At 62.6% G+C, this 23,000-nt stretch carries 29 protein-coding genes; 15 read left to right on the forward strand and 14 right to left on the reverse strand.

Going from position 1 to position 23,000, the window contains the following annotated elements; translation table 11 throughout:
• Positions 1 to 89 precede the first annotated feature (89 nt).
• The 3 genes from AC57B8_RS17290 to AC57B8_RS17300 all read left to right on the forward strand — a co-directional run bounded on the left by AC57B8_RS17290 (position 90) and on the right by AC57B8_RS17300 (position 4,935).
• A complete protein-coding gene (locus AC57B8_RS17290; RefSeq protein WP_496480233.1) occupies positions 90 to 1,250 on the forward strand; it encodes a helix-turn-helix transcriptional regulator in 1,161 nt (386 codons plus the stop codon).
• A gap of 1,116 nt (positions 1,251 to 2,366) precedes the next feature.
• Positions 2,367 to 3,647 carry a YagK/YfjJ domain-containing protein gene (locus tag AC57B8_RS17295; protein WP_496480234.1) on the forward strand — a complete coding sequence of 427 codons (1,281 nt, stop codon included), beginning with the start codon at positions 2,367 to 2,369 and terminating at the stop codon, positions 3,645 to 3,647.
• A 79-nt stretch (positions 3,648 to 3,726) separates the two neighbouring features.
• Positions 3,727 to 4,935 carry a hypothetical protein gene (locus AC57B8_RS17300; RefSeq protein ID WP_496480235.1) on the forward strand — a complete coding sequence of 403 codons (1,209 nt, stop codon included), beginning with the start codon at positions 3,727 to 3,729 and terminating at the stop codon, positions 4,933 to 4,935.
• A 140-nt stretch (positions 4,936 to 5,075) separates the two neighbouring features.
• Here AC57B8_RS17300 and AC57B8_RS17305 read toward each other — a convergent pair whose 3' ends face one another.
• The 3 genes from AC57B8_RS17305 to AC57B8_RS17315 form a co-directional block, all read right to left on the reverse strand.
• On the reverse strand, positions 5,076 to 6,059 hold the full coding sequence (locus AC57B8_RS17305; protein ID WP_496480236.1) for a hypothetical protein: 984 nt from the start codon (positions 6,057 to 6,059) through the stop codon (positions 5,076 to 5,078).
• A 72-nt stretch (positions 6,060 to 6,131) separates the two neighbouring features.
• The gene (locus AC57B8_RS17310) at positions 6,132 to 6,542 is read right to left on the reverse strand and encodes a hypothetical protein (RefSeq protein ID WP_496480237.1); all 411 of its coding nucleotides are present in this window, start codon (positions 6,540 to 6,542) and stop codon (positions 6,132 to 6,134) included.
• A 26-nt stretch (positions 6,543 to 6,568) separates the two neighbouring features.
• Positions 6,569 to 6,940, reverse strand: a complete 372-nt coding sequence (locus AC57B8_RS17315; RefSeq protein ID WP_496480238.1) for a hypothetical protein — start codon at positions 6,938 to 6,940, stop codon at positions 6,569 to 6,571.
• Positions 6,941 to 7,237: 297 nt separating this feature from the next.
• On the opposite strand from AC57B8_RS17315, the gene AC57B8_RS17320 reads away from it, so the two are divergent.
• Entirely contained in the window at positions 7,238 to 7,558 is a 321-nt protein-coding gene (locus AC57B8_RS17320) for a helix-turn-helix domain-containing protein (protein ID WP_496480239.1), read from the forward strand.
• Here the strand turns inward: AC57B8_RS17320 and AC57B8_RS17325 are convergent.
• From AC57B8_RS17325 to AC57B8_RS17370, 10 genes are all read right to left on the reverse strand, one after another.
• A complete protein-coding gene (locus AC57B8_RS17325; protein WP_496480240.1) occupies positions 7,555 to 8,226 on the reverse strand; it encodes a hypothetical protein in 672 nt (223 codons plus the stop codon). The two genes, AC57B8_RS17320 and AC57B8_RS17325, sit on opposite strands and share 4 nt — an antisense overlap.
• Positions 8,195 to 9,190: a recombination directionality factor gene (locus tag AC57B8_RS17330; RefSeq protein ID WP_496480536.1), complete on the reverse strand. Its 996-nt coding sequence runs from the start codon at positions 9,188 to 9,190 to the stop codon at positions 8,195 to 8,197. Before AC57B8_RS17330 ends, AC57B8_RS17325 begins: the two co-directional genes overlap by 32 nt.
• Positions 9,191 to 9,238: 48 nt before the next feature.
• On the reverse strand, positions 9,239 to 9,418 hold the full coding sequence (locus tag AC57B8_RS17335; protein ID WP_496480241.1) for a hypothetical protein: 180 nt from the start codon (positions 9,416 to 9,418) through the stop codon (positions 9,239 to 9,241).
• Positions 9,418 to 9,768 (reverse strand): hypothetical protein, encoded by a 351-nt coding sequence (locus AC57B8_RS17340; RefSeq protein ID WP_496480242.1) that lies wholly within the window; start codon positions 9,766 to 9,768, stop codon positions 9,418 to 9,420. Before AC57B8_RS17340 ends, AC57B8_RS17335 begins: the two co-directional genes overlap by 1 nt.
• 159 nt (positions 9,769 to 9,927) lie before the next feature.
• Entirely contained in the window at positions 9,928 to 10,065 is a 138-nt protein-coding gene (locus AC57B8_RS17345) for a hypothetical protein (RefSeq protein ID WP_496480243.1), read from the reverse strand.
• Positions 10,066 to 10,076: 11 nt separating this feature from the next.
• Positions 10,077 to 11,126, reverse strand: a complete 1,050-nt coding sequence (locus tag AC57B8_RS17350) for a YqaJ viral recombinase family nuclease (RefSeq protein ID WP_496480244.1) — start codon at positions 11,124 to 11,126, stop codon at positions 10,077 to 10,079.
• A 133-nt stretch (positions 11,127 to 11,259) separates the two neighbouring features.
• A complete protein-coding gene (locus tag AC57B8_RS17355; protein ID WP_496480245.1) occupies positions 11,260 to 12,225 on the reverse strand; it encodes a DUF932 domain-containing protein in 966 nt (321 codons plus the stop codon).
• Between the two features lie 121 nt (positions 12,226 to 12,346).
• Positions 12,347 to 12,694 (reverse strand): DUF2958 domain-containing protein, encoded by a 348-nt coding sequence (locus tag AC57B8_RS17360; protein ID WP_496480246.1) that lies wholly within the window; start codon positions 12,692 to 12,694, stop codon positions 12,347 to 12,349.
• A 51-nt stretch (positions 12,695 to 12,745) separates the two neighbouring features.
• Positions 12,746 to 13,162, reverse strand: coding sequence for a hypothetical protein (locus AC57B8_RS17365; RefSeq protein ID WP_496480247.1), 417 nt, complete (start codon positions 13,160 to 13,162; stop codon positions 12,746 to 12,748).
• A 303-nt stretch (positions 13,163 to 13,465) separates the two neighbouring features.
• On the reverse strand, positions 13,466 to 14,341 hold the full coding sequence (locus AC57B8_RS17370; protein ID WP_496480248.1) for an EamA family transporter: 876 nt from the start codon (positions 14,339 to 14,341) through the stop codon (positions 13,466 to 13,468).
• Positions 14,342 to 14,418: 77 nt separating this feature from the next.
• Between AC57B8_RS17370 and AC57B8_RS17375 the strand changes: the two genes are divergently transcribed.
• The 10 genes from AC57B8_RS17375 (at position 14,419) to AC57B8_RS17420 (ending at position 21,574) form a co-directional block, all read left to right on the forward strand.
• Positions 14,419 to 14,742: an ArsR/SmtB family transcription factor gene (locus tag AC57B8_RS17375; protein WP_496480249.1), complete on the forward strand. Its 324-nt coding sequence runs from the start codon at positions 14,419 to 14,421 to the stop codon at positions 14,740 to 14,742.
• A 22-nt stretch (positions 14,743 to 14,764) separates the two neighbouring features.
• Positions 14,765 to 15,214 carry an arsenic resistance N-acetyltransferase ArsN2 gene (arsN2, locus tag AC57B8_RS17380; protein ID WP_496480250.1) on the forward strand — a complete coding sequence of 150 codons (450 nt, stop codon included), beginning with the start codon at positions 14,765 to 14,767 and terminating at the stop codon, positions 15,212 to 15,214.
• A 55-nt stretch (positions 15,215 to 15,269) separates the two neighbouring features.
• Positions 15,270 to 15,752 carry an ArsI/CadI family heavy metal resistance metalloenzyme gene (locus AC57B8_RS17385; RefSeq protein WP_496480251.1) on the forward strand — a complete coding sequence of 161 codons (483 nt, stop codon included), beginning with the start codon at positions 15,270 to 15,272 and terminating at the stop codon, positions 15,750 to 15,752.
• 9 nt (positions 15,753 to 15,761) lie between these two features.
• Positions 15,762 to 16,256 carry an arsenate reductase ArsC gene (locus AC57B8_RS17390; protein WP_496480252.1) on the forward strand — a complete coding sequence of 165 codons (495 nt, stop codon included), beginning with the start codon at positions 15,762 to 15,764 and terminating at the stop codon, positions 16,254 to 16,256.
• 1 nt (position 16,257) lies between these two features.
• Positions 16,258 to 16,743, forward strand: a complete 486-nt coding sequence (locus AC57B8_RS17395) for an arsenate reductase ArsC (protein WP_496480253.1) — start codon at positions 16,258 to 16,260, stop codon at positions 16,741 to 16,743.
• An 89-nt stretch (positions 16,744 to 16,832) separates the two neighbouring features.
• Positions 16,833 to 18,119, forward strand: coding sequence for an arsenic transporter (locus AC57B8_RS17400; RefSeq protein WP_496480254.1), 1,287 nt, complete (start codon positions 16,833 to 16,835; stop codon positions 18,117 to 18,119).
• A gap of 30 nt (positions 18,120 to 18,149) precedes the next feature.
• On the forward strand, positions 18,150 to 18,581 hold the full coding sequence (arsC, locus tag AC57B8_RS17405) for an arsenate reductase (glutaredoxin) (RefSeq protein WP_496480255.1): 432 nt from the start codon (positions 18,150 to 18,152) through the stop codon (positions 18,579 to 18,581).
• Positions 18,565 to 19,284 carry an arsenical resistance protein ArsH gene (gene arsH / locus AC57B8_RS17410; RefSeq protein WP_496480256.1) on the forward strand — a complete coding sequence of 240 codons (720 nt, stop codon included), beginning with the start codon at positions 18,565 to 18,567 and terminating at the stop codon, positions 19,282 to 19,284. Before arsC ends, arsH begins: the two co-directional genes overlap by 17 nt.
• Before the next feature lie 43 nt (positions 19,285 to 19,327).
• A complete protein-coding gene (locus AC57B8_RS17415) occupies positions 19,328 to 20,500 on the forward strand; it encodes an MFS transporter (protein WP_496480537.1) in 1,173 nt (390 codons plus the stop codon).
• A 21-nt stretch (positions 20,501 to 20,521) separates the two neighbouring features.
• Positions 20,522 to 21,574, forward strand: a complete 1,053-nt coding sequence (locus AC57B8_RS17420; protein WP_496480257.1) for an ArsO family NAD(P)H-dependent flavin-containing monooxygenase — start codon at positions 20,522 to 20,524, stop codon at positions 21,572 to 21,574.
• Positions 21,575 to 21,720: 146 nt separating this feature from the next.
• On the opposite strand, the gene AC57B8_RS17425 is transcribed toward AC57B8_RS17420, so the two are convergent.
• The gene (locus tag AC57B8_RS17425) at positions 21,721 to 22,047 is read right to left on the reverse strand and encodes a hypothetical protein (RefSeq protein ID WP_496480258.1); all 327 of its coding nucleotides are present in this window, start codon (positions 22,045 to 22,047) and stop codon (positions 21,721 to 21,723) included.
• 355 nt (positions 22,048 to 22,402) lie between these two features.
• Between AC57B8_RS17425 and AC57B8_RS17430 the strand changes: the two genes are divergently transcribed.
• Positions 22,403 to 22,963: a transposase gene (locus AC57B8_RS17430; RefSeq protein ID WP_496480259.1), complete on the forward strand. Its 561-nt coding sequence runs from the start codon at positions 22,403 to 22,405 to the stop codon at positions 22,961 to 22,963.
• Positions 22,964 to 23,000 lie beyond the last annotated feature (37 nt).

The following is a 23,000-nucleotide window of genomic DNA, read 5'->3' on the forward strand; positions in this document are numbered from 1 at the left end:
GACCGGCGACGCCAAGGGCATTTGAAGTACGAAGAAGCCGGCAGAATACCTTTCGCACCTTGAGGCAGTTTCCCCACCTTTATAGATTCATGCACTCACCTAGCCCGCCGCCGGATCTCGTCGAGTACAACACGCTCCTGCATGCCATTGCCAGGTACCTTCACCCGGATCCGGTCGACCTCCCTGATCTGCCGGGTGTCGTGGGCAAGCGCTTGGTCGAACGCAAGACGAAAGTCTGGCAGAACACGACAGCACTCACCGAGAGCGATCAAGAGTGCCTGCGAGAACTGGTGATCAAGCATGCGGGCGCCTTGCCTCCACTGCGGGCCGTGATGAGCCGCAGGGAGATGCTCACGTTCCGCCGCGCATTTCGGAGAATCGAAGTTCGTCCTGAATGGGAGCCAGTCCTTCGCATCGAATGGGATATCGAACAGATTCGCAACAGCCGCAGAGAAGCACGACGGCTGCACGACGCGGCCTTGAAGAACGAGATCGCCCAAGGGCGTATTCGACACTTCGATCGAGACAGAGTGCCGGTGGCGCCGCACTTTGAGCGCATCACGTACTTGCCGTGGGAAGACGCCCAAACCTATCTCAAGCCGAGCAAGCTGGATCTGCAACGCCTGATGTACGGTCCGCCCGAGACCCCCATCCCCACCGTCCTCCCGCGAGAAGCTCCCGTGCTGGTCTCTCCTAGCGACGGCGATGTACTCCGGGCCGAAAAGCGTAAATACCGCGACTGGTCTCCTGAGGTTCGACGTCGACTTACCGAGTTGGTGAGATCGGGTCAAACGGAGATCGCCGCCACTGAGTTCAACATCTCGGAGACGTATGCCAAGCAACAGGCAACTCGCTTTGAGCGCGAGGCGGCAATCGAGGGACTCCCCGCCACGGCGAGGGCCTCGTCCAGCCCCTACGATGCCCGCGACTCCACCCCCGGCGATTTCTCCGCTGCGTCGTACGTAAGCCCCGACAACAAGAGCCAGTCACGAGGCGCACAGAACCCTGCGCTGCCACCAGAGAAAAAAGTGCTTCGCATGCAGGAGCTTGAGCAACTCCTCAGCATAAGCAGATCGATGATCTATGAGTACCTGAATCCCAAGAGCAAGTACTACGACTCCACTTTCCCGAAGCGGGTAGCACTCAATGGCCAACCTGTTTCAAGCGAAAAAAAAGGAAGCTCTGGGGGCGCCGTCCGATTCTATACCTCAGAGATTTTGGAATGGCTTGAGAAACGCCCGAGGCGTTGACATCCAGGAACGTAGAGCTAACTCATTCCCAATCCAGACTCACGTTCTGCCTTGCCCCAATTAAGTATTCTGGCGCACCGAACCTTCGATTTTGAAAGACAGACCCCGTCCTGATCGGACACCGAATGGTCGCTTTCCTTGAATACTGGCGAAGTACGAATCGGATTTCACTGCCTCGTACGCATAGGCCAGTGCTTTTGCTTCTTCATTATCGCGACGAGTGCAGGAGCAGCCGTTCTGGACACAACCCAAGGACTCCGGTTGGGTCAATGTCTTCTGCTCGCTCGGACCAGCGGAGTGGTCTTTCGAGCCTTCGCCTCACAGGCGCCTCCTTGTTCTGGTCGGGCATGCCGGAACCCTCACTGTCACCTGCACGATGCGGTGCTCGACCAGCGACAGCGTTTCAGCCCTTCATGAGTGCCGATTTTTCATGTACAGCAATTGAAGAATTCCTTTCAAATCAATAGCTTGCTGAAAATCACTCTTAGCCTTGACGGATCATGAATAGCCTGGTGCTGCGCTCCCGCCGATCCGCTCATCGGCTCCGCCGACAGGCACTTCTGATGACGCCCGTACCCCGAGGGCCTGGATCCCTCTGCCCAGAGGCCACATGGCGACACGCGACCTTGATCGGACTAATCGTTGAGCCAAAAGCAAGGGCTTCCAACACCGTTGGACATGAATCGGAGGTCGTCAGACAGTTACTTTTAATATCCTGCATTCATCTATTTGATGAGGCGGCAGGAACTCTCAACTAGCCTAGACTTCGCTCTTCCTCTGCCATTTTTCGGAAGGACTTTGCAAATAACCATCTCTGCCAGACCTGCTGGCAGAGATGATTTTCTGCTGGCCCAAGAGCATTAAATCTGTACAAGAGAAAAATTGAAAAAGCCAACGATCCCTCGTGTCGGTTGGCATCTTTTCCCGTATTGATCGGGAGTATTTTTCCTGCTGAATTTAGGTTATTAATACAATAAATAGAGTACGAGCACCCAAGATCTGAACTGCACCCCGCCCATCTCAAATACCTTTCAACTCCAAGACCCTCTGTAATAGAAAAGTCTGGAGCCCGCCCGGCACGCAACGGAAATCGACTCATCACCCACAAGTTTGTCCATGAAAAGAATATCAACCCATCCACTGGGCCCCCTGAGCTGTCTGCACGGCGCGACCGGCACCGGTGGCTATCTCGCCATTGGCGACCCACGCGAGGTACCGAAACGCGCCAGTGACGACAAGCATTCGCACGTGGCTGCCAGCACGAAGCGCACGGTTGCCGATGCCCGTGAGAAACGCACGCACGGGTTGCGCCGCCAGAAGGCGGTGCGCAGTCTCTATCTGGAGCGCTTCTCGGCCCTCAGGCACAGCGAGATCGTCGATGGCGAGACCCCGGAGTTCAAGGTCCTGATCCAAGAACCTGCCTTCGACTGGCAAGTCGCCCACGGCCACGAATTCGTCACGGAAGTGCTCGCGACCGATGAGCCGGGCTTTGATCTCAGCAAGGGCTCGGCGTCCCCCAAGAAGACTTCGCTGTCCAAGTGGTTGCGGACTTTCAGCAAATGGGTGAAATCGCTCGACCAAGAGGACTGGATCTTCTCGCCCGAGATCGAACTCCTGCGCGCAGTCTGGTCTCGTCGAGGGTGGCCCCACAACCTCTTCATTGGCGATCCTCGCGCGATTTCGACGCTGATCGGTATGGCCACCGAGGCCGAGCTCTTCAACGACCTCATCGAGTCCATCCGCGCCGAGGCGCGCACCGAGAACTACCGCGCCTTCTGGAAGACCCGTGAGCAAACCGCCAACCGTCACCGCAGGCGCATCAAGCGCGTCACGGACACTTTGTTCGCCCGACACTGCAAGCTGTGCGTCGTGCGCATCGACCTGAGCTACCGCAAGGATGTCGCTGTTTCCGTGACGCTTGCTCAGGCTAAGAAGGACATGCAGCACATGCACAACAACCGCCGTCACAACGCGCTGTTCGAGCACTTGGTGGGCTACGCCTGGCGCCTGGAATATACCCAGGAGAAGGGCTATCACTACCACGTGGTCCTGTTCTTTGATGGTTCCAAGGTCGGCAAGGAAGCTTTCTATGCCCAGAAGGCGATCGATTACTGGGCAACCACGGTTACCCGCGGTGCCGGAATCGGCCATAACTGCCATATCGACAAGGCAGGCTACCCTTACATCGGCATCGGACTGATCCGCCACGATGACCGACAGATGCGTGCCAACCTGATCAAGGCGCTGGACTACCTTGCCGAAGAGGGCCAGTTCCTCGTGGCAAAGCGTCTTGCCAAGGAACGCATCTTCCTGGCCAGGGTGCTGTCCAAGCCCAAGACGAACGCCGGTCGCCCGCGCAGCACGCGCATCGATCAAGACAGGAGCGGCGATGCATGAGCGCCGGAACTGCGACTTCACGATCCCCTTCGCGCCGGACGAGAACCACCACGTGACCCTCATGTGAGGAGCAACCACCATGCTGAATATCACCCTCCAGCAGATCGATCAGTACTTGGCCGGCACCGCCCACAAAGGCAGCCACCACGCGCCCAAGGCATACACCTACCGCTCTCCCACCAAAGCCCAGCAGTTGGCACTGGCCATGGAGGAGCGAATGGTGTTCATCAATGCCGAAGTGCGCCCCTCGCCGCGCTCGCGCGACGTGGTCCCGGTCTACGGGGAGCCACCCGATACCTTGCCCACGATCTTGACGAGTCTCGATTTCAGCGACGCCGATCGTGGCATCCAGTTGCGGAAAGTTCGCGCCTTCGCGGGCCTCACACGCTCGTCGCGCGGTCAAGGCATGCGAGCATTTCTTCCCCAACAAGGGCATTGGAAGCCCACCAAAGTGGGCAAGGCGTTGTTACCGCTGATCGGCACGCTCTACGGGCTCGCCTGCCGCGTGTCTGCAAGCCTCCACGTGGACCCCTACGTGAAACTGGCCATCGATGCGTACCGGAGCTGCGGGCTGCATCAACTGGTGCAGCATCGCGTGCAAATGGCCCCGAAACCCAAAATGTGGATGGGCAACCACGTTGATTCGATCACGGCGAACCTCTGCAACAACTTCGTGCAGGTATTGAGCCAGAGCGCCAACCACAACAGCGCGGGCAAGTCGGAGCTGATGCACCAGGCCATGCACGACAAGCGCGGCTGCGAATTGCGCGAGTACCTGGCGGGCGTGCCCAAACATCACCCCGGCGCCCGCGTCTTGCGCGTCGAGTTGTCCCACTTGAAGGTGTCGTGGGCAACAGGACACGAGGACTTCGAGTCGATGATCGCCGCAAGCACACAGGTGCTGCGGGAGTTGAAGCAGCGCTATGGCGATGCCATCGTGGCGGACGTTCGCAAGCTTGACTTCGGCCCCACCGGCAGCCCCATCGTCCACCTGTTGCTGGCGATCGATGGGCCGACGGACTCGGAGCTGAAGGGATTGATCCGGACGCTCCTGGAGCTGTGGGACGGCCTGTTTCCCAATCAGGGCGCGGTGGTGAACTGCAACGACTTCGATCATTTCGCGTACCGTGGCTGCGGCTCGCTGATTCGCCAGCATGAATCGCTTGCCGATCAGTTGGACAAAGCGGTGATCTACTTGGCCGAAACTGACCGCCTGATCCGCTACGGCTTCGGCACGGGCACCGACAACCTGTTGATCGGCACGGTATCGGAGCATCCGCAGCCGTAGCGAAGCCCTGGGCAACGTGCATCGAGGCGCACCAAGCGATCCACGGCGCACAAGCTCGGGCACACGACCAACTTCCATTTCGGCGCGGACAATCGGCAGGCACGGACAAAAAAAAAGAGGACCCTGAGGTCCCCGTTCTTTTATTTCGCCTTGACCGCGCAACCGGTGGACGGGTCGGACCAGCGGTAGTAGCACTTGATCGGGAAGATCTCCTGGTACCTGTCCTGGGACTTGAATGACGCCTTATCCTTGAAGATATCCCGAAGCGAAGCTTCCATCGTCTTCGGGTCATAGAGAAACGACGGCATCAGGATGCTGGCGGCAACGGGCCGATCGTCCAGAAGCCACTCGATCGCCGACGGTGTGATGGCCGACTTGTTCGTGACGGCAAACTGGATCCTCAACTTGAACGGGTGAGCCCGGCCGTAGTGGTCGCTGATCTCCTTCTCGACGCTGTCCCTGGTCGTCTTCACGGCGTCGGCGTACTTCTTTTCCCAGGAGACGGCGTTATCCAGTTCCTGTTGGGCTTTCGCGATCGCGCCTTCGGCCTCCAGCTTGTTGGCTGGTGCTTCTTTGTCGATCTGGACTTTCAGGTCCTCGTACCGCTGCTGCATTTGCGCCAGTTGCTGCTGCGCCATTCGTTTCCATTCCGGGTTGTTGATGGGGCTTTTCATCACCGCATCGACCTCCGCCTGGTAGCCCTGCAAGGCCTTGGCCGCCGCCTCAAGCTTTTGCTTCTGCTCCAGACTCACGCCATCGCCCGAAGCCTTGGCGGCACTCAGCTTTTGCTGAAGTGCATTGATCATTTCCGGGTACGCGCTTGCCTTTTCCCTGGTAACGATCTCCAGGTCGGCCAAGCTCTTCTTCCTGGCTTCCTGCGCGATGTCGTCGAAGGCTTGCGCCGTGCAGATGTAGGTCACCACGGGGCGGCCATTCCCGTCGTCGTGGCGCTCCCACGCGGTGTCCTTGCAGCCCTTTGCATTGTCCAGCGCTTCACCGAAAGTGAAGTCGCTGCGCCCCAGTGAGGCCTTCTTGACTGCCGTGATACTGGAGTCGGTGCAAGCCGACAGTGCAGCGCAAAGGCCGCCGAGAAGGACGAGCGTTGTTGCTCTGGTCGATTTCATGTGAGTTAAAAAAGATGTGGGTGTCGTTGATATGAGTCCAGGCGCTCGTGGGGCTGCGGCTCCTCGGTGCGCCTAGCAGCGGTGCTTCGGATTCCGAGGCCGGCGGGGATCGGTGCCGAGCACGGCACCCTCCTTGGTCATGCACACGCCGTCGGCGCAGGCGTAGCCAGGCGTCTTCAGCACGGCTCGATCGGCATCACCGATCTCGCAGCGCAGTTCGTCGAAGTCGAACTCCTTGTAGGACTTCACGCGTTCGGTGGTCGTGTAGTACACGCCGTTGCCACCAGCCTGCACCTGGATCGGGTAGACCGGGTACTTGAGGTCACGGCTCCAGCCCTGCAGCTGGATCTCCATGGCCGAACGGTCGATCTGATGCTTCACGGCATCGGGGTTGATGAGCGGGTCGATGCCCTTGGCCAGAGCCAAGGGGGTCAAGACGATCGCGGTGAGCACCGCGAAAACGGCGCCGAGCATGCTTTTCATGAGTGACCTCGAAGGAGATGGGACGCTCAGCCGAGCTTTGTGTCGGCCGCCTTGGGCGCGATCAACTGCGGCACGTTCCAGTCGGCCGGAAAGGTGTCGACCGGCACCCAGCCGTCCTTCACGTAACTGCGCGCGGAAAACCGGTTGCCGAAGTAGCCCACCAGGCTGCACGCAGCGGCGATGCCAAGGAAGCGCGCCGGCTCCACGTCGAGGTCGAAGACCATGATCGTGATGAAGCCGGTGGCCAGGAAGGCGGCATACATCGCCCCCGCGCAGGCGGCGGCCAGCAGGAACTGGCTGCGCATGGCGAAGGCGATCGGCCCGAAAAAGAAGATCTGCCACGAGAAGCCGTGCTTGACGAAGCGGGTCTGGTTGTTCTTGGAGAAGTGGACGTTCATGGTTTGGGTTCCGGAAAGACAAAGGGCACCTTGCCCCTGTACGTTGTGGGATGACGCTGTGCCTGCTCGGGCCAGGCCGGGCGGCTCTGCCGGTCGTTCAGGACGCGATTTCTCTTGTCCTGCGTCTTCGAGATAAAGATGTATTTGAGCCTCCTTTGAAGTTAAAAAAATGCACCCCATGCGTGCCTGATGGCGTGACTGCGGGGCGCGAATAGATCGTCGTTGTCGTTGGGTCCGGATGTTAAAGGGTTCCAAACACCGTGGTTTCAAACACCTCATTTACGGAGCATCAATCACATGCCCAGAGGTGTTCCAGCCCTTTCCCTTCGCGAAGTTTTCGCGCGCAATGTCCGTCTGGTGCGCGTGAACGCGGGCGTGTCCCAGGAGCGCCTGGCGAACGATGCGGGTGTGGACAGGGCCTTTGTAGGTTCCGTGGAGCGAGGCCTACGCAACATTTCCATCGACTACGTCGAGATGCTTGCCCAAGCTATCGGTGCACCAGCTCATGAATTGATGAACCCGGACATGCCGCAACAGCGCGGTTTGGACGTTACGTTGAGGCGAGCGCCCCGCACTGCCAGGCCCTACCCGACCCAGAAGCGAAGTACCCGGCGCTAGGGTCCGGCCGGTGCGCTGCGCCTGAGGATGATCAGGCCACGCAAGCGAACGGCACAGGCGCCTCCCCAGAGGTCGCGGCAATTGAGCGTGAACCCGGCGCTTGCGCGGACCGACTTGCCCGCCACCGCCTGCAATTCGATGCGCACGTTGTGTGCGCAGGCCCAAGGCTCACTCGCACCCGAATCCAGCAGGAGCAGCGCCTGGGCGTCGCCGCTCCTGCTGTCCCGTTCCACGCCAATGACCGTGGCCCAGCGGCAAAATTGTTTGGACTCGAACTGCAGCACGCACAGATGACCAGCACGCAGCGCGTCCAGAGCCGCGTTGCCGATCTCCTGTACTTCGGTCGAGGGGAACCGTTCGGCGGTGACCGCTGCATCGAACGCCCGGATGCCGAGCAATAGGCTGTCGCTGTCAATAGCCTCCCCTGCGGTGGGGGTCACACGTCTGAGTCGTTGGGCCGCTGGCTTGAGCGGCATCTGAAGCAGGATGGCGACACACTGCAACGTGCTGCTCAGCGTGCAAGCCCGCGCCGAGGACAACTGGCGCACGGGCAGCTTCTCGTACTTCCTCCGGCCGGCGTTCTGTACGAGATACTGGACCTCTGTGTCGAAGCGCACGCCAGCGGCGAATAGGTGCTCAAGATGGACCATGGCCGTTGACATCTCCATGCGGCCTCCTTTCCATTGCCCGAGATTCCGCCGTACTGCCGTGCCCGCCGGCTGCTGTGGTCAGCCTCGCCAGCTTGCCGGCGAGATCGATCCTGTTGCCCGTGTTGTCGGAAGTGGACGCATCGCTGCGCTCGTCGTGGGGCTCGGACGGGTAAAACTCCTCCACGACCGCGGCCCCTTCTTCCTCGGATTCCTCGAAGGCCCCCTGTGCAAAGCCCTGCCGTGCAGCTTCGTCCAGAGCTGCCTGGTCGAAGCCCAATGCCTTCCGGGCGTCGTGCTCCGTCCGCGCAGCATTCACGGCTTCTGCCAGCGACATTCCCTCGCGCACGGTGAGATCCACGTAGTAGATCGGCGCGCGATGCGACTGCGTCGTCGACTTCCCGCGCAGCCGAAGCTCCAGCGGCAGGGTCGACAGCAGCCCCGCGGATACCGCATGAAAGTAGTTGAGTCGGGCCGACAGCGTCCGGATGCTGTTGAAGCCTGTCGTGCGGAACAGGAAGCTGCCGAGTTCGTCGCCCGCTCCCACGCCTGTTCCGGCCGCCTCGATCCGCACGTTCAGGCGGCCACACGGCTTGCACAGCCCACCTCGGGCCAGCTCGCACCCCTCCGGGGCGGGACAGGGCAGCGTCTGCATGCCCGAAGGCGTTGAGCGTCGGCATGTTTCGCCATTGCCCACGCACAGCGGCCGGCCGGTTTTGCGGTCGAACAGGCTGTAGTTGGCCCTGAGGCTCAGAGCGGGCGCGTCGAAGAGCAACCGCACAGGGATGTTGCGCAGCTTGGCGCCGGGTGCCTTGCGCAGTGTTTCGTCCAGCGGATGGGTGATCCAGCCGTCGCGCCCCTGCACTTGGCTGGTGACGGTGAACCCGTCGTCCTTCTCCGGAAGGCGCCGGCCGTCCTTGACGACGACCTTGCCGATGGCGATGCGGCCGATGACGGGTGGCGTCAGGGCCAGTCCTTTGAGCATGTGGCTCTCCTGTAAAAATGAATGAATGAACAGATGCATGCGCGGGCGTCAGCCGAGCCTTTGCGCGAGCTTGTGCCGGACCTCGACGGCACAGCCGTGCCACGCATGGCCGCTGACAAGGCCGGTGTCCAGGTCTTCCGGCAGGGCAGCTGCGACCCTCCGGGCGTACTGGTCGATGGCGTGGATCACGAAGGCCTGAATCAACGCGCCGTGGCGCGAGTGCTCCATCAGGTCCGTGATGAACTCGACGTTGGTCTGATGGCCGCTCTTGGCGTCTGCCCTGGAACGATCGGTGAAATCTCCGCGCCATAGGCCAGTGCCGCGTTCTCCGCGCTTGCGGGGCCGTTTTGACGAACCCACCATGCGGGCGGGCTATGCGGCACGCACATCACGCCCAGGTAGCCGCCGTGCGTGGCGTAGCCAACGACCTTGGCGCGGCCGATGCCGTTGAGCCGGATCACGATCTCGTCGCCGATGGCAGGGACCTCGAAATCCGCAGACCACTTGAACTGGTCCTTGGACGTGAGATCACGGGTGTAGGGCGGCACGATGGCGTGCCGTTGGAAATGAAGGTCCATGAAAAAGTGGTTTCTGAGAAATCTGTGATCAGTGATCAGCCCGCCCCTTCAATCCGCATGGGGCGGGCCGCTGTGAAACCTCTGCGGAATGAGGTGGGCCATCGAGCTGGCCGACGCGATGGCGATGTGGGGACCTGGCGGCGTCGAGGTCGACCGGCCTCAGTAGCGCTCGCGCAGGGGGTGCGCGCGGAAGTGGCCGCAGAAATGCCACCCCAGCCCGAAGCCGAAGAGGATTCCCGTGGCGAGCACCATCGCGAAGGCCGTCAGGTACTCGATGGGGCCGAAGAAGATGTTCATGGCATCCCCTTTCATTCATCGGCCGCTGGCGACGGAGCCGCCAGAGTCAGCGACTCGTGCACCTTGACGGTGAACCGCCGCGATCCAGGTCGTGGCACGCTGTACGTGCTCGCGAGCTCGGGCTGATCCACCAGCAGGCGATCGACATCCACGGCCGTCGAATCCTTGCTGCGCTTCCAGCGCACTTCGCCCGCGTCGAAACATGCCGTGGTGGCCTCGCCCATGCGCTGCTGGATGCGTTGTTTGACCTGCGCCTCTCGGGCGATGGCGTCAGCCAGGACCTGGCGCAGCGCGAGCAGATCGGAAAATGCCGACGACATCTCCATGTCGCCCGTCAAATCCACCGTCTTCCCATTGTCCCGGGGCCAGAGCGCTCGCAAGGCCACGTCTGCCGACTCCGAGCCATCGGCAGGCGGTGCGGTGTCCGTCTCCACGAAGTGCCAGAACCGCCTTTCCAACGCGATGAGCTGGGCGATCATGGTCTCGTCGCGCTCGATGCGATGGATGCGCAGTTCCTGCCCGCAGATCAGCACGGCCACGTCGGCCGCCGGCTTGCCGGTCACGGCGAGCTGGTGCAGTACCTGCAGCTGGACGTACTCGGGCACACCGTCTTCCCACAGCCGGGCACCGTGGTAGCCCGCCGTCTTGCACTCCAGGATCTGCACGTCCGACGCGCCGATGACCTCGCGGTCGATGTTCGCCAGCATCCAGGGATGCACGGGATGCTGGAGCACCGCATTGATCCGGCGCACCCGCAGCCCGGTGCGCCGGGTGTAGTGCGCCGCCACGATGGGTTCTAGCAGCGTGCCCCAATACATCGGGCTGGTGGCGTCGTCGGGATCGACCTTGGGCAGCAAGGCATCCCGTCCGGTCTTTTCCATCCAGAGTTGCAGGGGCGATTTGTAGGGATGGAGACCGACGGCTGCGGCAGCGTCGGAGCTGCCGATGCCGCCCTTGCGGACGTCGAGCCATTGGTCGCGGCTCAGCGCCTGTGTGTTGACCAGCTTCAGGGCTGGCCGGCGTTTGGCGGGCGAGGTGCCCGCCACTTGAAGTTCCGCCATGGCGGTGTCCTTTCTTCGTGGTTGATCAGTCATGTCCTTGGCGCACCCCAAAAGCACAAAGCCCCGGCCCCTTGAAGGGAGCCGGGGCTTGTGCCGTCGGGGTTCGGAGGAGTCGGTGGTGCTGGAGGAGATGTCACGACGCCAGTTGGAGGGCCGCATCCAATGCACGTTGCTTGAGGCCCGCGCCCTGCCCGAACCACGCGCTGTCCAGGCGGTATTCCTGGCTGCGAGCACGGCGCTCGTGATCGACGAATTCGGTCACGGCGCACAGCAGGCCCCAGGCCGTGCCCTTGGCCGCGCTGAGTTCCGCGCCGCGGCCGCGCCCCTCGTAGAGCTCCTGCACCTTCTTCAGGGCGCGCTCGTTGGTGAGGGTCTGGCTGTCGGCATGGCCGTCCGTCTGGCACATCACACGCAGGAAGTAGTTCAAGGACTCGTGCGTCTTGACCTTCCGTTCCGACAAAGTTCGCATCCTGTACATGAAGGTGTCCCAGCCGGAGACGGCGATGCCGAGCTGCCGCTTGACTGCCTGCGCATCGAACGTCGTGCTGTGCGGCACACGCACGGCACTGCTCGCGCCGTTCAGTGCGATCGACAGGGTGTTGTTGCACACGACCCGCACCGTCGTCGGCGTGGCGGTGGTGGCCAAGGTGCCGTCGCAGGAGGTCGCGAGCAGGATGTAGCCCTTGACGGTGTCGTTGCCCTTGAGCGCCGCTTCCTTGCCGGTGCGTGCCAGGGCCCAGAACTTGCGCCCGGCCTTGAGCACCCCGGCGGTCTCCAGCTCGAAGCCGGAGACCTCGGTCAAGTCGCGGTAGAACTCCAGCACGTCCCGGGGCTGCACGATCTGGTAGCGACCGCCGACGACCGACAGCGGCGCCTTGGTGTCGCTGCGATAGAGCACCTTCTGGTCCTCGAAGGTCATGATGGAACCGAGCGCCCCGGCCTGCTCGGCCATGTAGCGCACGGGCGTTTCGCAGATGCGCCAGTCCATGCCTGCCTGTCGGGCCCAGACCTCGAGGGGTTGCTTGGGAGGCAACTGATTGCCCAGTTCGTGCCACGGGGTTTGGCCGACGTAGGCCATTTGCTGGAGGAGGTGTGCCATGGGAATGGTCCTTGTGGAAATGGAGAGATGAAGGAACGCGGGAGCGGAAAAGACGAAGCCCGCACGAGGCGGGCTTCAGGAGGAGTTGCCGGTGTGCGGCGGGAGGGCGAGGTCGGTGGGGTCAACTGACGATGCGTCCGGCAGACCGGGCCAGTCGCAAGTAGGCGCTCAGGGGTTTGTCGGCGCGCCAGTGCAAGTCGCGTTCGATGCCCAGCGCACCGCGCATCAGGCGGATGGAGGACAGTTCGCGCACAGACACGTGACCCGTCTCGGGGCTGCCCAAGCCCAGGTCCGCGAGGCCATAGGCGAGGTCTTCGTCGTCGGGATCGAGTTCGGTGATCAACCAGGTAGCCGAGCCGCACGGGTTGAACCACTTGAGCACGGGCCAGGGGTCGAAGTGCGGGTTGTCGCGCGAAGTGTGGCCGTTGGCCAGCAGCAGGATGCGCAGCTCGGGAGTGATGAGGTTCAAGACGATTCCTAGAAGAAAGGAATTGGGGGAGAAGAAGCGACGCCAAGACGATCAGCGGCGCGAGACGGCGAAGGTGTGGCCGCAGCCCAGGCAACGACGGTTGCGCAGAATCGCGTCGTCGACGGCCTCACCCAGCGCAGCGCCGACGGCGCAGCCGGCAATGCCTCCGCTTAAGGCCCCGAGGATCGCGCCGGCCACGATGCCCAACGGCGTCGTGACTGGAGCGGCAGAAGCAGCCATGGCCATGCCGATCTCGGCGCCCGTGATGGCACCGGACAGCGCACCGGAGATGCCACCGGCCGCGCCAGCGACAGTGCCGATCGCTGCACCGGCCTTCTTGCCGGTGTCGCGCGGAACGGTTCGGCGTGACTGGCAAGCCGGGCAAGTGAGGTTTGGTGACCGTGAGAGCGGCTCGTGGTCAGGAACGGGTTCATCGTCGAAAGTAGTGGATGTGAAGTCGTGGTCCATGAGGTGCGGGGATGCGAAGCACCCCCTGGATGAAGGAGAGAAACACGTCTGGCAAAGCCAGACGGCACAAAGCCCAGCACGGCGGTGAGGCCGGACTGGGCTTTGTTGGGCGAGGATGGACGTTCTACCGTCTATCCAATGCGGTCATATGTGGCTGAGAATTTCTGGACTCACCGCGGTCGTTAGCTCTTGCGATCCGTGAGCGCAGAGGCGAATCAAAAAGGAATGCACACACGCCCACCAGCAACCTCGCGTGCGGCTACGTCCGGGCGATAGGAGGTTTGGAAATGTCGCTTTCGGGCGCTAACCGGCATTCGAGCGGAGCCAACGATTGAGCAAGCCTGCAGTTATCGCTACGCCGCCGAGTAGAAGCACCATCCCTGACAGTCGAATGGTGCTGAAGCTTTCGCCATAGACCAGCGAGGACATGCTCAGGCCCACGGCGGGTGCCAGCAGTGCAAAAGGGGCGACGGTACCGGCGGGATAGCGCTGCAGCAGATTTCCCCAGATCGCGTACGCCAGCACGGTTGCCAGTAGCCCGAGGTAGACCGGTGCCAAGAGGCCCCACATCGATGCGTGCGTCACTGCCCACAGGAGCGCCCCCGGTCCATCCTGCACGAACGAGAGCGCCAATGCGGGAACAGGGGGAACCAGACTGGCCCACACCATCAGGTGCAGCATGTTGACTTTGGACAGCCGCTTGATCACCAGGTTGCCAGTGGCCCAGCTCAGCGCCGATGCGAGCGTCAACGCGAAGGCCAATACAGGCACGTTGCCGTTGAGCGTCAGACCGATCACGAACAAGCCGGCCAGAGCAACAGCCATGCCGATGGCCTGCTGGGTGCTGGGCCGCTCTCCAAACATCAGGGCCGCGAAGACGACCGTGAAGAGCGCTTGGGTCTGCACCACGAAGGCGGTGAGTCCGGCGGGCATTCCAAATGCGATCCCGAAAAACTGCAGGAGGAATTGCCCGGTGAAGACGGTGAGGCCAATAAACACCACCGCCTTCCACGAAATCGAGGGCCGCGGCAGCCAAAGCACCCCCACGGCTGCCACCAGAAACCGCAGCGCGGTCAATTGCGGCGGTGTGAAGCTCTCCAGGCCGATCTTGCTGACGACAAACGCCACCCCCCAGATCACGGCGACCAGGACGGCGAGAAGCATGTGGAACGGTCGCATTTGTGGATCTCCTGTTGCCGGCCCCGCTTGGGACTCGTGCACTTGCATAGATTCAATGATTCGACGATACTTGAATTATGGAAGAAAATACTGTTGTCCGTTCTTTGATGGCACTTGCGCAGTCGGTTCGCCTTCGGGTGTTTCGTGCCTTGGTCGTTGCAGGTCCTGAGGGCATGACCCCAGGCGCGTTGACAGAAGCCCTGGCGGTTCCAGCGACCAGTCTCTCGTTCCACCTCAAGGAATTGACGAATGCCGGTCTCGTCTCGCAAGAGCGGCAGGGTCGGCACCTGATCTACCGGGCGTCGTTCGACCAGATGAATGACTTGCTGGCCTACCTCACCGAGAACTGCTGCCAAGGGCAGGCATGTCTCGTAGAGGCCGACACGTCGTGTGCTTGCTGACATTCGCGCCCACCGCCGAGCCATGAACCCCGAACTGGCCAGCACAGCTGACTTTGCGCAAGTGCGCGCGCTGCTGCTCACGTGCGGATTGCCCGAGAGCGATCTGAGCCCGGGTCACCTGGACAATTTCCTGGTGCTTCGATCCGTCGACGGTTTGGCGGGCTGCGTCGGGCTTGAGCGTGCGGGAAACGCAGGCCTGTTGCGCTCCTTGGCAATAGCCCCAGAGAGTCGGAGCGTGGGCCTTGGCGATGTGCTCCTGCGCGCGATTGAAGCCAGGGCTGCAACTGCGGGCATTCAGCGGCTCTTCTTGCTCACGACAACCGCTTCCGACTTCTTCGCGGTGCGCGGCTACCTTCCCTGCCCGAGATCCGACGCGCCCGAGACGATCCGGTCCACCACTGAATTCGCCAGCATCTGCCCCGCCTCGGCAACCTGCATGACCCGTCCGCTCGGATCGACGACTTCGAGCTAAGCGGATCACCGGAACAACACGACCACTTCCCAACGCCCATCTAGGAGAACCTGTCATGAAGCGTTTCCACGTTCACCTGCACGTCGATGACCTGAGCAAGAGCATCGCCTTCTACTCCCATCTCTTTGCGGCAGAGCCTGCGCGCGTCGAGCGCGACTACGCGAAATGGATGCTGGACGACCCGCGGGTCAATTTCGCAATTTCCACGGTGGGTCACGGCGTCGGCATCGATCACCTCGGCATCCAGGCCGATGACGAAAGCGAGCTTGCTGAACTGAAGGTTCGCGCCCAGGCCGCAGACCGGACGCTGCTCGATGAAGGCGAAACCGTGTGCTGCTATGCCAAGAGCGAAAAGCACTGGGTCACGGATCCGCAGGGCATCGCCTGGGAACACTACCGGACGCTCGAGGCGGCCGTTGTGTATGGCCAGAGCCGCGCCACGGACGCCCCAGCGGATGCTGCCAGCGCCTGCTGCGCCGGACCCGTCGGCTTGAAAGCCATCCCAGTGGTGGCCGCCCCCAGCAAAGCCTGCTGCTGAAAGCACCCCATGACCGAACGCAAACACAACGTCCTCTTCATCTGCACGGGAAACTCTGCCCGCTCCATCCTGGCCGAGGGGATCCTCGACCACCTGGGTTCGGACCGCTTCACCGCCTTCTCGGCGGGAAGTCACCCCAAAGGAGCTGTGCATCCGCTCGCGCTGGCCACATTGCGCAACCTGCACTTCAGGGACTCCGGCTACCGAAGCAAGAGTTGGGGTGAGTACGCGAAGGACGGCGCACCGCACATGGACTTCGTGATCACCGTGTGTGACCAGGCCGCCGGCGAGGTGTGCCCAATCTGGCCAGGCCAACCTATCACCGCGCACTGGGGCCTCACCGATCCGGCGGCCGCCGAAGGATCGGACGACGCTCGGCAACGTGCATTCACCGACGCGGCTGTCACGCTCAAGCGCCGCATCGAATTCTTGCTCTCGCTCCCACTCGCCAAGCTCGAAACCTTGGCCATTCAACGCGAAGTTCGCGACATCGGAATCCGCTGACATGACGACCAACATCCTGATCCTCTGCACCCACAACTCGGCGCGCAGCGTACTGGCAGAGGGCATGTTCAACCATTGGGCACAAGAACTCGGCGTCGACGCGCGCGCGTACAGCGCCGGTAGCGCACCCAGCGGTCGTATCAATCCGGTGGCAATCGAAGTACTCGAGAAAGCCGGCATCGACACTTCCAGTTATCGCAGCAAGAGCTGGGATGAATTCACGGCGCCTGACGCGCCCACCATGCGCGTGGTGATCACCGTTTGCGACAGCGCGGCCCAGGAAACCTGTCCCTACTGGCCCGGCTCGCCCGTGAAGATCCACTGGGGTTACCCGGATCCGTCGAATGTCGGGGCGAATGCGGATGAAAAGCGGGAGGCCTTCGAGTCCACCCGCCAAGTTATCGGCGAGCGCATGCGCAAGCTGGCTCAAATTCCCTTCGATGCCCTGAACGACGCGCAGTTGCGCGCGACCCTCGAAAGCATCTGATCCGGGTCTGGGGGAGATTCCCGACCCCACGCAGCGGGCCGGGATCGCCCGTTTGCACATCTCAACTACCAACCAAGAAAAAATCTCAAATGCTCGCGGCCATCCTGATCTTCGTCTTCACGCTCGTGCTAGTCATCTGGCAGCCACGCGGCCTGGGCATCGGCTGGAGCGCTTCGCTCGGCGCCATCATCGCGTTGCTCTTCGGCGTGGTCCATCTCGCCGACATCCCGGTCGTCTGGGGCATCGTGTGGAACGCGACCGCGACCTTCGTTGCCGTCATCATCATCAGTCTGCTGCTCGACGAAGCCGGTTTCTTCGAATGGGCCGCACTGCACGTGGCGCGCTGGGGTAACGGGCGTGGCCGGCTTCTCTTCGCATTCATCGTGCTGCTGGGCGCAGCGGTCTCGGCACTCTTTGCGAACGACGGCGCCGCACTGATCCTCACGCCCATCGTGATGGCGATGCTTGTCGCGCTGGGCTTCACGCCAGCCGCCACCCTGGCCTTCGTGATGGCGGCTGGGTTCATCGCGGACACGGCCAGCCTGCCGCTGATCGTTTCGAACTTGGTGAACATCGTCTCTGCCGACTTCTTCAAGATCGGCTTCAACACGTATGCGTCGGTCATGATCCCGGTGAACATCGCGGCCGTGCTCGCGAGCCTGCTGGTGCTGATGCTCTACTTTCGCCGCGGCATCCCGACGAGCTACGACGTGACCCAGCTCAAGGCGCCGGTCGCCGCGATCCGCGATCCGGCAACATTCCGGGCAGGCTGGATCGTGCTGATCCTTTTGCTCGTCGGCTTCTTCGGCCTGGAGCCGCTGGGCGTTCCGGTCAGCGCGGTGGCGGCCGTGGGCGCCGCTATCCTGCTCGCCGTGGCGGCGCGCGGACATGTCATCAGCACGCGCAAGGTGCTGCATGGTGCACCTTGGCAGATCGTGATCTTCTCGCTGGGCATGTACCTGGTGGTCTACGGCCTGCGCAACGCGGGTTTGACCGGCCAGATTGCCTCGCTGCTGAACGTCTTCGCGGAAAACGGTGTCTGGGGCGCGGCCATGGGCACGGGCTTTCTCACCGCCGCGCTTTCATCGGTCATGAACAACATGCCGACCGTGCTGATCGGCGCGCTTTCCATCGACGCGTCGAGCGCGAGCGGCATCGTCAAGGAAGCAATGATCTATGCCAACGTGATCGGCTGCGACCTCGGCCCCAAGATCACGCCCATCGGCAGCTTGGCCACACTGCTCTGGCTGCACGTGCTCGAGAAGAAGGGTACGACCATCGCCTGGGGCTACTACTTCAAGGTTGGCATCGTGATGACCATCCCTGTGCTCGCGGTCACGCTGGCCGCGCTCGCGCTGCGCTTGAGCCTCGGCTGAAACCTCTCCACACCTACTGCTTCAAATCTCATGAGCGACGTCACCATCTATCACAACCCCGACTGCGGCACGTCCAGGAACGTGCTCGCATTGATCCGCAACACGGGCGAGGAGCCCACTGTCATCGAGTACCTGAAGACCCCACCCGACCGCGCCACGCTGAAGCAGCTAATCGCAGCCATGGGCGTGCCGGTGCGCGATGTGCTGCGCCGCAGGGGAACGCCTTACGACGAACTCGGCCTCGACGATCCGAAGTGGACCGACGAACAGCTGATCGACTTCATGGGACAGCATCCGATCCTCATCAACCGGCCGATCGTGGTGACGCCGCTCGCCACGCGGCTGTGCCGGCCTTCCGAGGCCGTGCTCGACATCTTGCCGCGTCCGCAGCTGGGTGCGTTCACCAAGGAAGACGGCGAAGCTGTGATCGACGCGAAAGGCCAGCGTGTCGCAAAGCCTTGATCTCCCCAACGTCGATCCGGACGTCTTTCGCCGCCCTGATCTACAGAACCTCCTACCGGCAACGCGCGCTGCACATGCACCGCGCATCCTGCTGCTCTATGGATCGGTGCGCGAGCGCTCCTACAGCCGGCTGCTGACCGAAGAGGCCGCGCGCCTGCTTCGCGCCATGGGTGCGGAGACTCGCATCTACGATCCTCGCGGCCTTCCGCTGCCGGACGGCGCGCCCGAAGATCACCCGAAGGTGCAGGAGCTGCGCGACTTGGCGCAGTGGGCCGAAGGCATGGTGTGGTGCTCACCTGAGCGCCATGGCGCGATGACCGGCATCATGAAAGCGCAGATCGACTGGATTCCGCTGGCCGTCGGCTCGGTGCGGCCCACGCAGGGCAAGACGCTCGCGGTGATGGAGGTGTCGGGCGGCTCGCAGTCCTTCAACGCTGTGAATCAGCTGCGCGTGCTCGGCCGCTGGATGCGCATGATCACGATCCCCAACCAGTCGTCGGTGGCCAAGGCCTTCCTCGAGTTCGAAGAGAACGGTCGCATGAAGCCTTCGCCGTACTACGAACGCGTGGTCGACGTGATGGAAGAGCTGGTGAAGTTCACGCTTCTCACGCGCGACTGCGCTGACTATCTGGTCGACCGCTACAGCGAGCGGCGCGAGAGCGCCGAGGCGCTGTCGAAGCGGGTCAATCTACGCAGCATCTGAGCGAGGCGAATCCAACGTGCAAAGCAGGACCACGACGACTGTGATGCTAGGAGTGGCTCAGACCCTGGCGTGGGCCTCGTCGTACTACCTCCCCGCGGTGCTGGCCGGCGCCATTAGCAGAGACATCGGCATCTCCACATCCACGGTCTTCGGTGCTTTCTCGGTGGCGCTGCTCGTTGCCGCCGGCATTGGGCCCGTCGCCGGCCGGCTCATCGACCGTCTGGGCGGACGCCCGGTGCTCATCGCCAGCAACGTGGTGTTTGCCGCAGGGCTCGCCGCACTGAGTCAGGCCACGCACGCCAGCCATGTGTTTGCCGCCTGGGCGCTGATGGGCCTGGCCATGGGCAGCGGCCTCTACGAAGCGGCGTTTGCCACTGTCGTGCGACTGCACGGCCAAGAAGCGAGAAGAGCCATCACCGGGATCACACTGTTCGCAGGTTTTGCAAGCACCGCGGGGTGGCCGCTGTCGGCCTACCTGGAGAGCACGGTTGGCTGGCGCGGGGCGTGCCTTGCGTGGGCGGCGTTGCACCTGGTGATCGGTCTCCCACTCAATGTGCTGCTGCCACGGGCATCTCGTACCGATCAGGCGTCGAAGGATGCAGCCGTCTTCGAACAAGAGGTTGGCCCTGGACTTGCGCCAGCGCAGCAGCGCCGCGCCGTCGTCCTGATGGCCTACGTCTTTGCCGTGACATGGTTCATCAGTACGGCGATGGCTGCTCACCTACCGGAATTGCTGCTGGCCAGCGGCGCCACGCTGGCCGCTGCGGTGGGCATCGCCGCCTTGGTCGGACCGGCCCAGGTGGTGGGGCGAGTGATCGAGTTCACCTTTCTCAAGCGCGCGCACCCGCTGCTGTCGGCCCGGTTGGCCACACTGGCTCACCCGCTGGGCGCGCTCTGCCTTGGCCTGCTCGGTACTTCGGCTGCTGCAGCCTTCGCAGTGCTGCACGGCCTGGGAAACGGCATCCTGACCATCGCCATCGGGACGCTTCCTTTGATGATCTTCGGTGCCAAGGGCTACGGGCAGCGCCAGGGCTTCCTCATGGTGCCGGCGCGCATCGTGCAAGCCGGCGCGCCCTTCCTGTTCGGCATGGCCGTGGAACGATGGGGGGATGGTGCGTTATGGTTCTCTACCATGCTGGGACTGTCCGCATGCCTTGCGCTGGTGGTCATGACGGCCGACATGAGGAAGGCACCACTTGTTGCTGCGGCGCATTGAAATCAGAACTCTGATCGTCGTATGACCTACGACGTGATCATCGTCGGTGGTGGCCAGGCGGCGCTTTCGGTGGCGTACTTCCTGCGGCGGACACAGCGCTCATTCCTGATGCTTGATGCCGAAGAGGCCGGCGGAGGTGCCTGGCAGCATGGTTGGGATTCGTTGAGGCTTTTCTCGCCGGCCGCGTGGAGTTCAATCGCTGGCTGGCCGATGCCGAGCGCCGGTACAACCTATCCCGGCCGCGATCATGTGGTGAGCTATCTGCGGGACTACGAAAAGCGCTACGCGCTCCCGATTGAGCGACCCGTCTTCGTGTCCTCTGTCACACGAGATGCGCAAGGCTTCCAGGTGCGGGCCGGCGACAGGACCTGGACGGCGCGAACGGTCGTCAGCGCAACCGGCACGTGGCGCAAGCCTTTCACGCCCGACTACCCGGGGATGCAGGATTTCGCCGGCCGCCAGCTCCACTCGGCGCACTACCGGAGTCCGGACGAATTCAGGGGTCAGCGGGTGATGATCGTGGGCGGCGGAAACTCCGGCGCACAGATCCTGGCCGAAGTGTCGCTCTCGGCAGACGAGACCGTGTGGGTCACGGAAGGCGAGCCCACCTTTCTGCCGGACGACGTGGACGGCCGTGTGCTGTTCGAGCGTGCGACGGCGCGGTGGCGTGCGCTGCAGGAAGGGCGAAGCATCGATGCGCTTCCTGGCGGATTCGGCGACATCGTCATGGTGCCGCCGGTGATGGACGCCCGTGCCCGAGCGGTGCTGTCGTCGGTCAGACCTTTCCGTCGGATGACGCCCGAGGGCGCACTCTGGGACGACGGCACCGTTCGCGAATTCGACGCGGTGATCTGGTGCACAGGCTTTCGCGCGGCCCTGGACCATCTCATATCGCTCCACGCTGTCGAGGACGGAAAGGTCCGAGTCGCAGGAACTCGCTCGCGCGACGTGCCCGGCCTCTGGCTGGTGGGCTATGGAGAATGGACGGGTCCTGCATCGGCAACGCTCATCGGGGTGATGCGCACGGCAAGAAGTGCCGCTGGCGAGATCGATGCGTTTCTGGATCATGCGTGAGGCCTGGGCGACACCTGCAGGTTCTCACTTCAAGCAGGTGCCTTTCCAGTCACGAACTGCATCGTGGCCAGACTCTGCTCGCCACCCAGAACAACAACCGGTTCACCGGTGACTATCGACAGGTGCGCCATCCGCGCATCCTGAAGCTAGGTCAAGAATGCCAACGATACCGACGGCTTGTCCCTGATCGACCACGGCATCCAGAATCGCGCGTCGCCAAAAGGATGATTCACCGTCACAGACTTCACGCTCATGTAGAGCACGGTGTGAATTGCCGAATAGGAGCCGCTGTTGAGGATCGGCATCATGAGGTGAGCCGTCATCTCCGGGGCCAGCGCATGATTGCCGTCGTTGACCAGAATCAGCAATCCCTTCGCAGTCGGTTGTTTCAGGTCCAGGCGGGTCTGCGGCGCTGGAACGCTGCCGAACAGGCCGGGCTGGACGGTCAGTCGGTGCGGATTGCTTCGCTTCATCGACGCCTCCGGGCGATGTAGAACACGAAAGCGAAGATAAGACGACGTCGAGTTCGCGCCGCAAAAGCGATGCCACGCATCGGAATGCGCGGCAGTGGCGGCTCAGCAGGCAGTTTGCCATACGTCGAGGTTGTTCGAGCCAAGATGATCCTGATGACCGCCGACGGCTTGGACAACGGCGAGATCGCCGCGCGACTGGACACTCGGCGCTAGGTGGTCAGTCAGTGGCGCCAGCGCTTCTTCAAGGATCGATTAGTGGGCCTCGAAGAGCGAGCCCGCCCGGGACGCCCTTGGGTCTTTCCCCCCAGAGCTCACGGTCGAGATCAAGGCGCTCGCCTGCGAGTTGCCGGCCACCTTGGGCTTGCCACTGTCGCGCTTGAGCGTTGCGGATGTGGCGCGACACGCGCAGCGCTCGGGCCTGGTGGCGCGCATCAGCGACAGCACGGTCTGGCGTTGGTTGGACGAGGACGCGATTCGCCCGTGGCAGCACAGTTGCTGGATCGTCCCGCGCGATCCACATTTCCAGGCCAAGGCCGGGCGCATCCTGGATCTTTACGAGCGGCGCTGGCAAGGGCAGTCGCTGCGCAAGGACGAGTTCGTCATCTCGACCGATGAGAGGACCAGTATCCAGGCGCGGCTTCGCACGCATCCGGGCCTGCCCACGGAACCGGGCAAGCTAATGCGCGTGGAGCACGAGTACGAGCGCGGTGGCGCCTGGGCGTATATGGCGGCGTTGGCGGTCCATGCCAGCTGGCTCAACCAGATCGAAGACGCGGTGACCGTGAACATCCGCGGCAACTCCTACCGCCTCAAAGAGCAGCTCAAGGCCGGATTGATCCGGTCAGACAACGACGATAATTCTCAACCGAGTGGGGAAATTTCAGTTACCCCACCGGCGGAATTCGGTTGCCCTTGACACGCCTTTTCAGGGGCGCGAATATCGGACCGATGGC

It is taken from the genome of Variovorax sp. BGA-UO-ETr-C22 (genome assembly GCF_059567965.1).

Excerpts from the sequence above, each read along its gene's own strand:
- AC57B8_RS17290 (WP_496480233.1), top strand. The coding sequence starts at position 90 with ATGCACTCACCTAGCCCGCCGCCGGATCTCGTCGAGTACAACACGCTC.
- AC57B8_RS17295 (WP_496480234.1), top strand. The coding sequence starts at position 2,367 with ATGAAAAGAATATCAACCCATCCACTGGGCCCCCTGAGCTGTCTGCAC.
- AC57B8_RS17300 (WP_496480235.1), top strand. The coding sequence starts at position 3,727 with ATGCTGAATATCACCCTCCAGCAGATCGATCAGTACTTGGCCGGCACC.
- AC57B8_RS17305 (WP_496480236.1), bottom strand. The coding sequence starts at position 6,059 with ATGAAATCGACCAGAGCAACAACGCTCGTCCTTCTCGGCGGCCTTTGC.
- AC57B8_RS17310 (WP_496480237.1), bottom strand. The coding sequence starts at position 6,542 with ATGAAAAGCATGCTCGGCGCCGTTTTCGCGGTGCTCACCGCGATCGTC.
- AC57B8_RS17315 (WP_496480238.1), bottom strand. The coding sequence starts at position 6,940 with ATGAACGTCCACTTCTCCAAGAACAACCAGACCCGCTTCGTCAAGCAC.
- AC57B8_RS17320 (WP_496480239.1), top strand. The coding sequence starts at position 7,238 with ATGCCCAGAGGTGTTCCAGCCCTTTCCCTTCGCGAAGTTTTCGCGCGC.
- AC57B8_RS17325 (WP_496480240.1), bottom strand. The coding sequence starts at position 8,226 with ATGGAGATGTCAACGGCCATGGTCCATCTTGAGCACCTATTCGCCGCT.
- AC57B8_RS17330 (WP_496480536.1), bottom strand. The coding sequence starts at position 9,190 with ATGCTCAAAGGACTGGCCCTGACGCCACCCGTCATCGGCCGCATCGCC.
- AC57B8_RS17335 (WP_496480241.1), bottom strand. The coding sequence starts at position 9,418 with ATGGAGCACTCGCGCCACGGCGCGTTGATTCAGGCCTTCGTGATCCAC.
- AC57B8_RS17340 (WP_496480242.1), bottom strand. The coding sequence starts at position 9,768 with ATGGACCTTCATTTCCAACGGCACGCCATCGTGCCGCCCTACACCCGT.
- AC57B8_RS17345 (WP_496480243.1), bottom strand. The coding sequence starts at position 10,065 with ATGAACATCTTCTTCGGCCCCATCGAGTACCTGACGGCCTTCGCGATG.
- AC57B8_RS17350 (WP_496480244.1), bottom strand. The coding sequence starts at position 11,126 with ATGGCGGAACTTCAAGTGGCGGGCACCTCGCCCGCCAAACGCCGGCCA.
- AC57B8_RS17355 (WP_496480245.1), bottom strand. The coding sequence starts at position 12,225 with ATGGCACACCTCCTCCAGCAAATGGCCTACGTCGGCCAAACCCCGTGG.
- AC57B8_RS17365 (WP_496480247.1), bottom strand. The coding sequence starts at position 13,162 with ATGGACCACGACTTCACATCCACTACTTTCGACGATGAACCCGTTCCT.
- AC57B8_RS17370 (WP_496480248.1), bottom strand. The coding sequence starts at position 14,341 with ATGCGACCGTTCCACATGCTTCTCGCCGTCCTGGTCGCCGTGATCTGG.
- AC57B8_RS17375 (WP_496480249.1), top strand. The coding sequence starts at position 14,419 with ATGGAAGAAAATACTGTTGTCCGTTCTTTGATGGCACTTGCGCAGTCG.
- arsN2 (WP_496480250.1), top strand. The coding sequence starts at position 14,765 with ATGAACCCCGAACTGGCCAGCACAGCTGACTTTGCGCAAGTGCGCGCG.
- AC57B8_RS17385 (WP_496480251.1), top strand. The coding sequence starts at position 15,270 with ATGAAGCGTTTCCACGTTCACCTGCACGTCGATGACCTGAGCAAGAGC.
- AC57B8_RS17390 (WP_496480252.1), top strand. The coding sequence starts at position 15,762 with ATGACCGAACGCAAACACAACGTCCTCTTCATCTGCACGGGAAACTCT.
- AC57B8_RS17395 (WP_496480253.1), top strand. The coding sequence starts at position 16,258 with ATGACGACCAACATCCTGATCCTCTGCACCCACAACTCGGCGCGCAGC.
- AC57B8_RS17400 (WP_496480254.1), top strand. The coding sequence starts at position 16,833 with ATGCTCGCGGCCATCCTGATCTTCGTCTTCACGCTCGTGCTAGTCATC.
- arsC (WP_496480255.1), top strand. The coding sequence starts at position 18,150 with ATGAGCGACGTCACCATCTATCACAACCCCGACTGCGGCACGTCCAGG.
- AC57B8_RS17415 (WP_496480537.1), top strand. The coding sequence starts at position 19,328 with ATGCTAGGAGTGGCTCAGACCCTGGCGTGGGCCTCGTCGTACTACCTC.
- AC57B8_RS17420 (WP_496480257.1), top strand. The coding sequence starts at position 20,522 with ATGACCTACGACGTGATCATCGTCGGTGGTGGCCAGGCGGCGCTTTCG.
- AC57B8_RS17425 (WP_496480258.1), bottom strand. The coding sequence starts at position 22,047 with ATGAAGCGAAGCAATCCGCACCGACTGACCGTCCAGCCCGGCCTGTTC.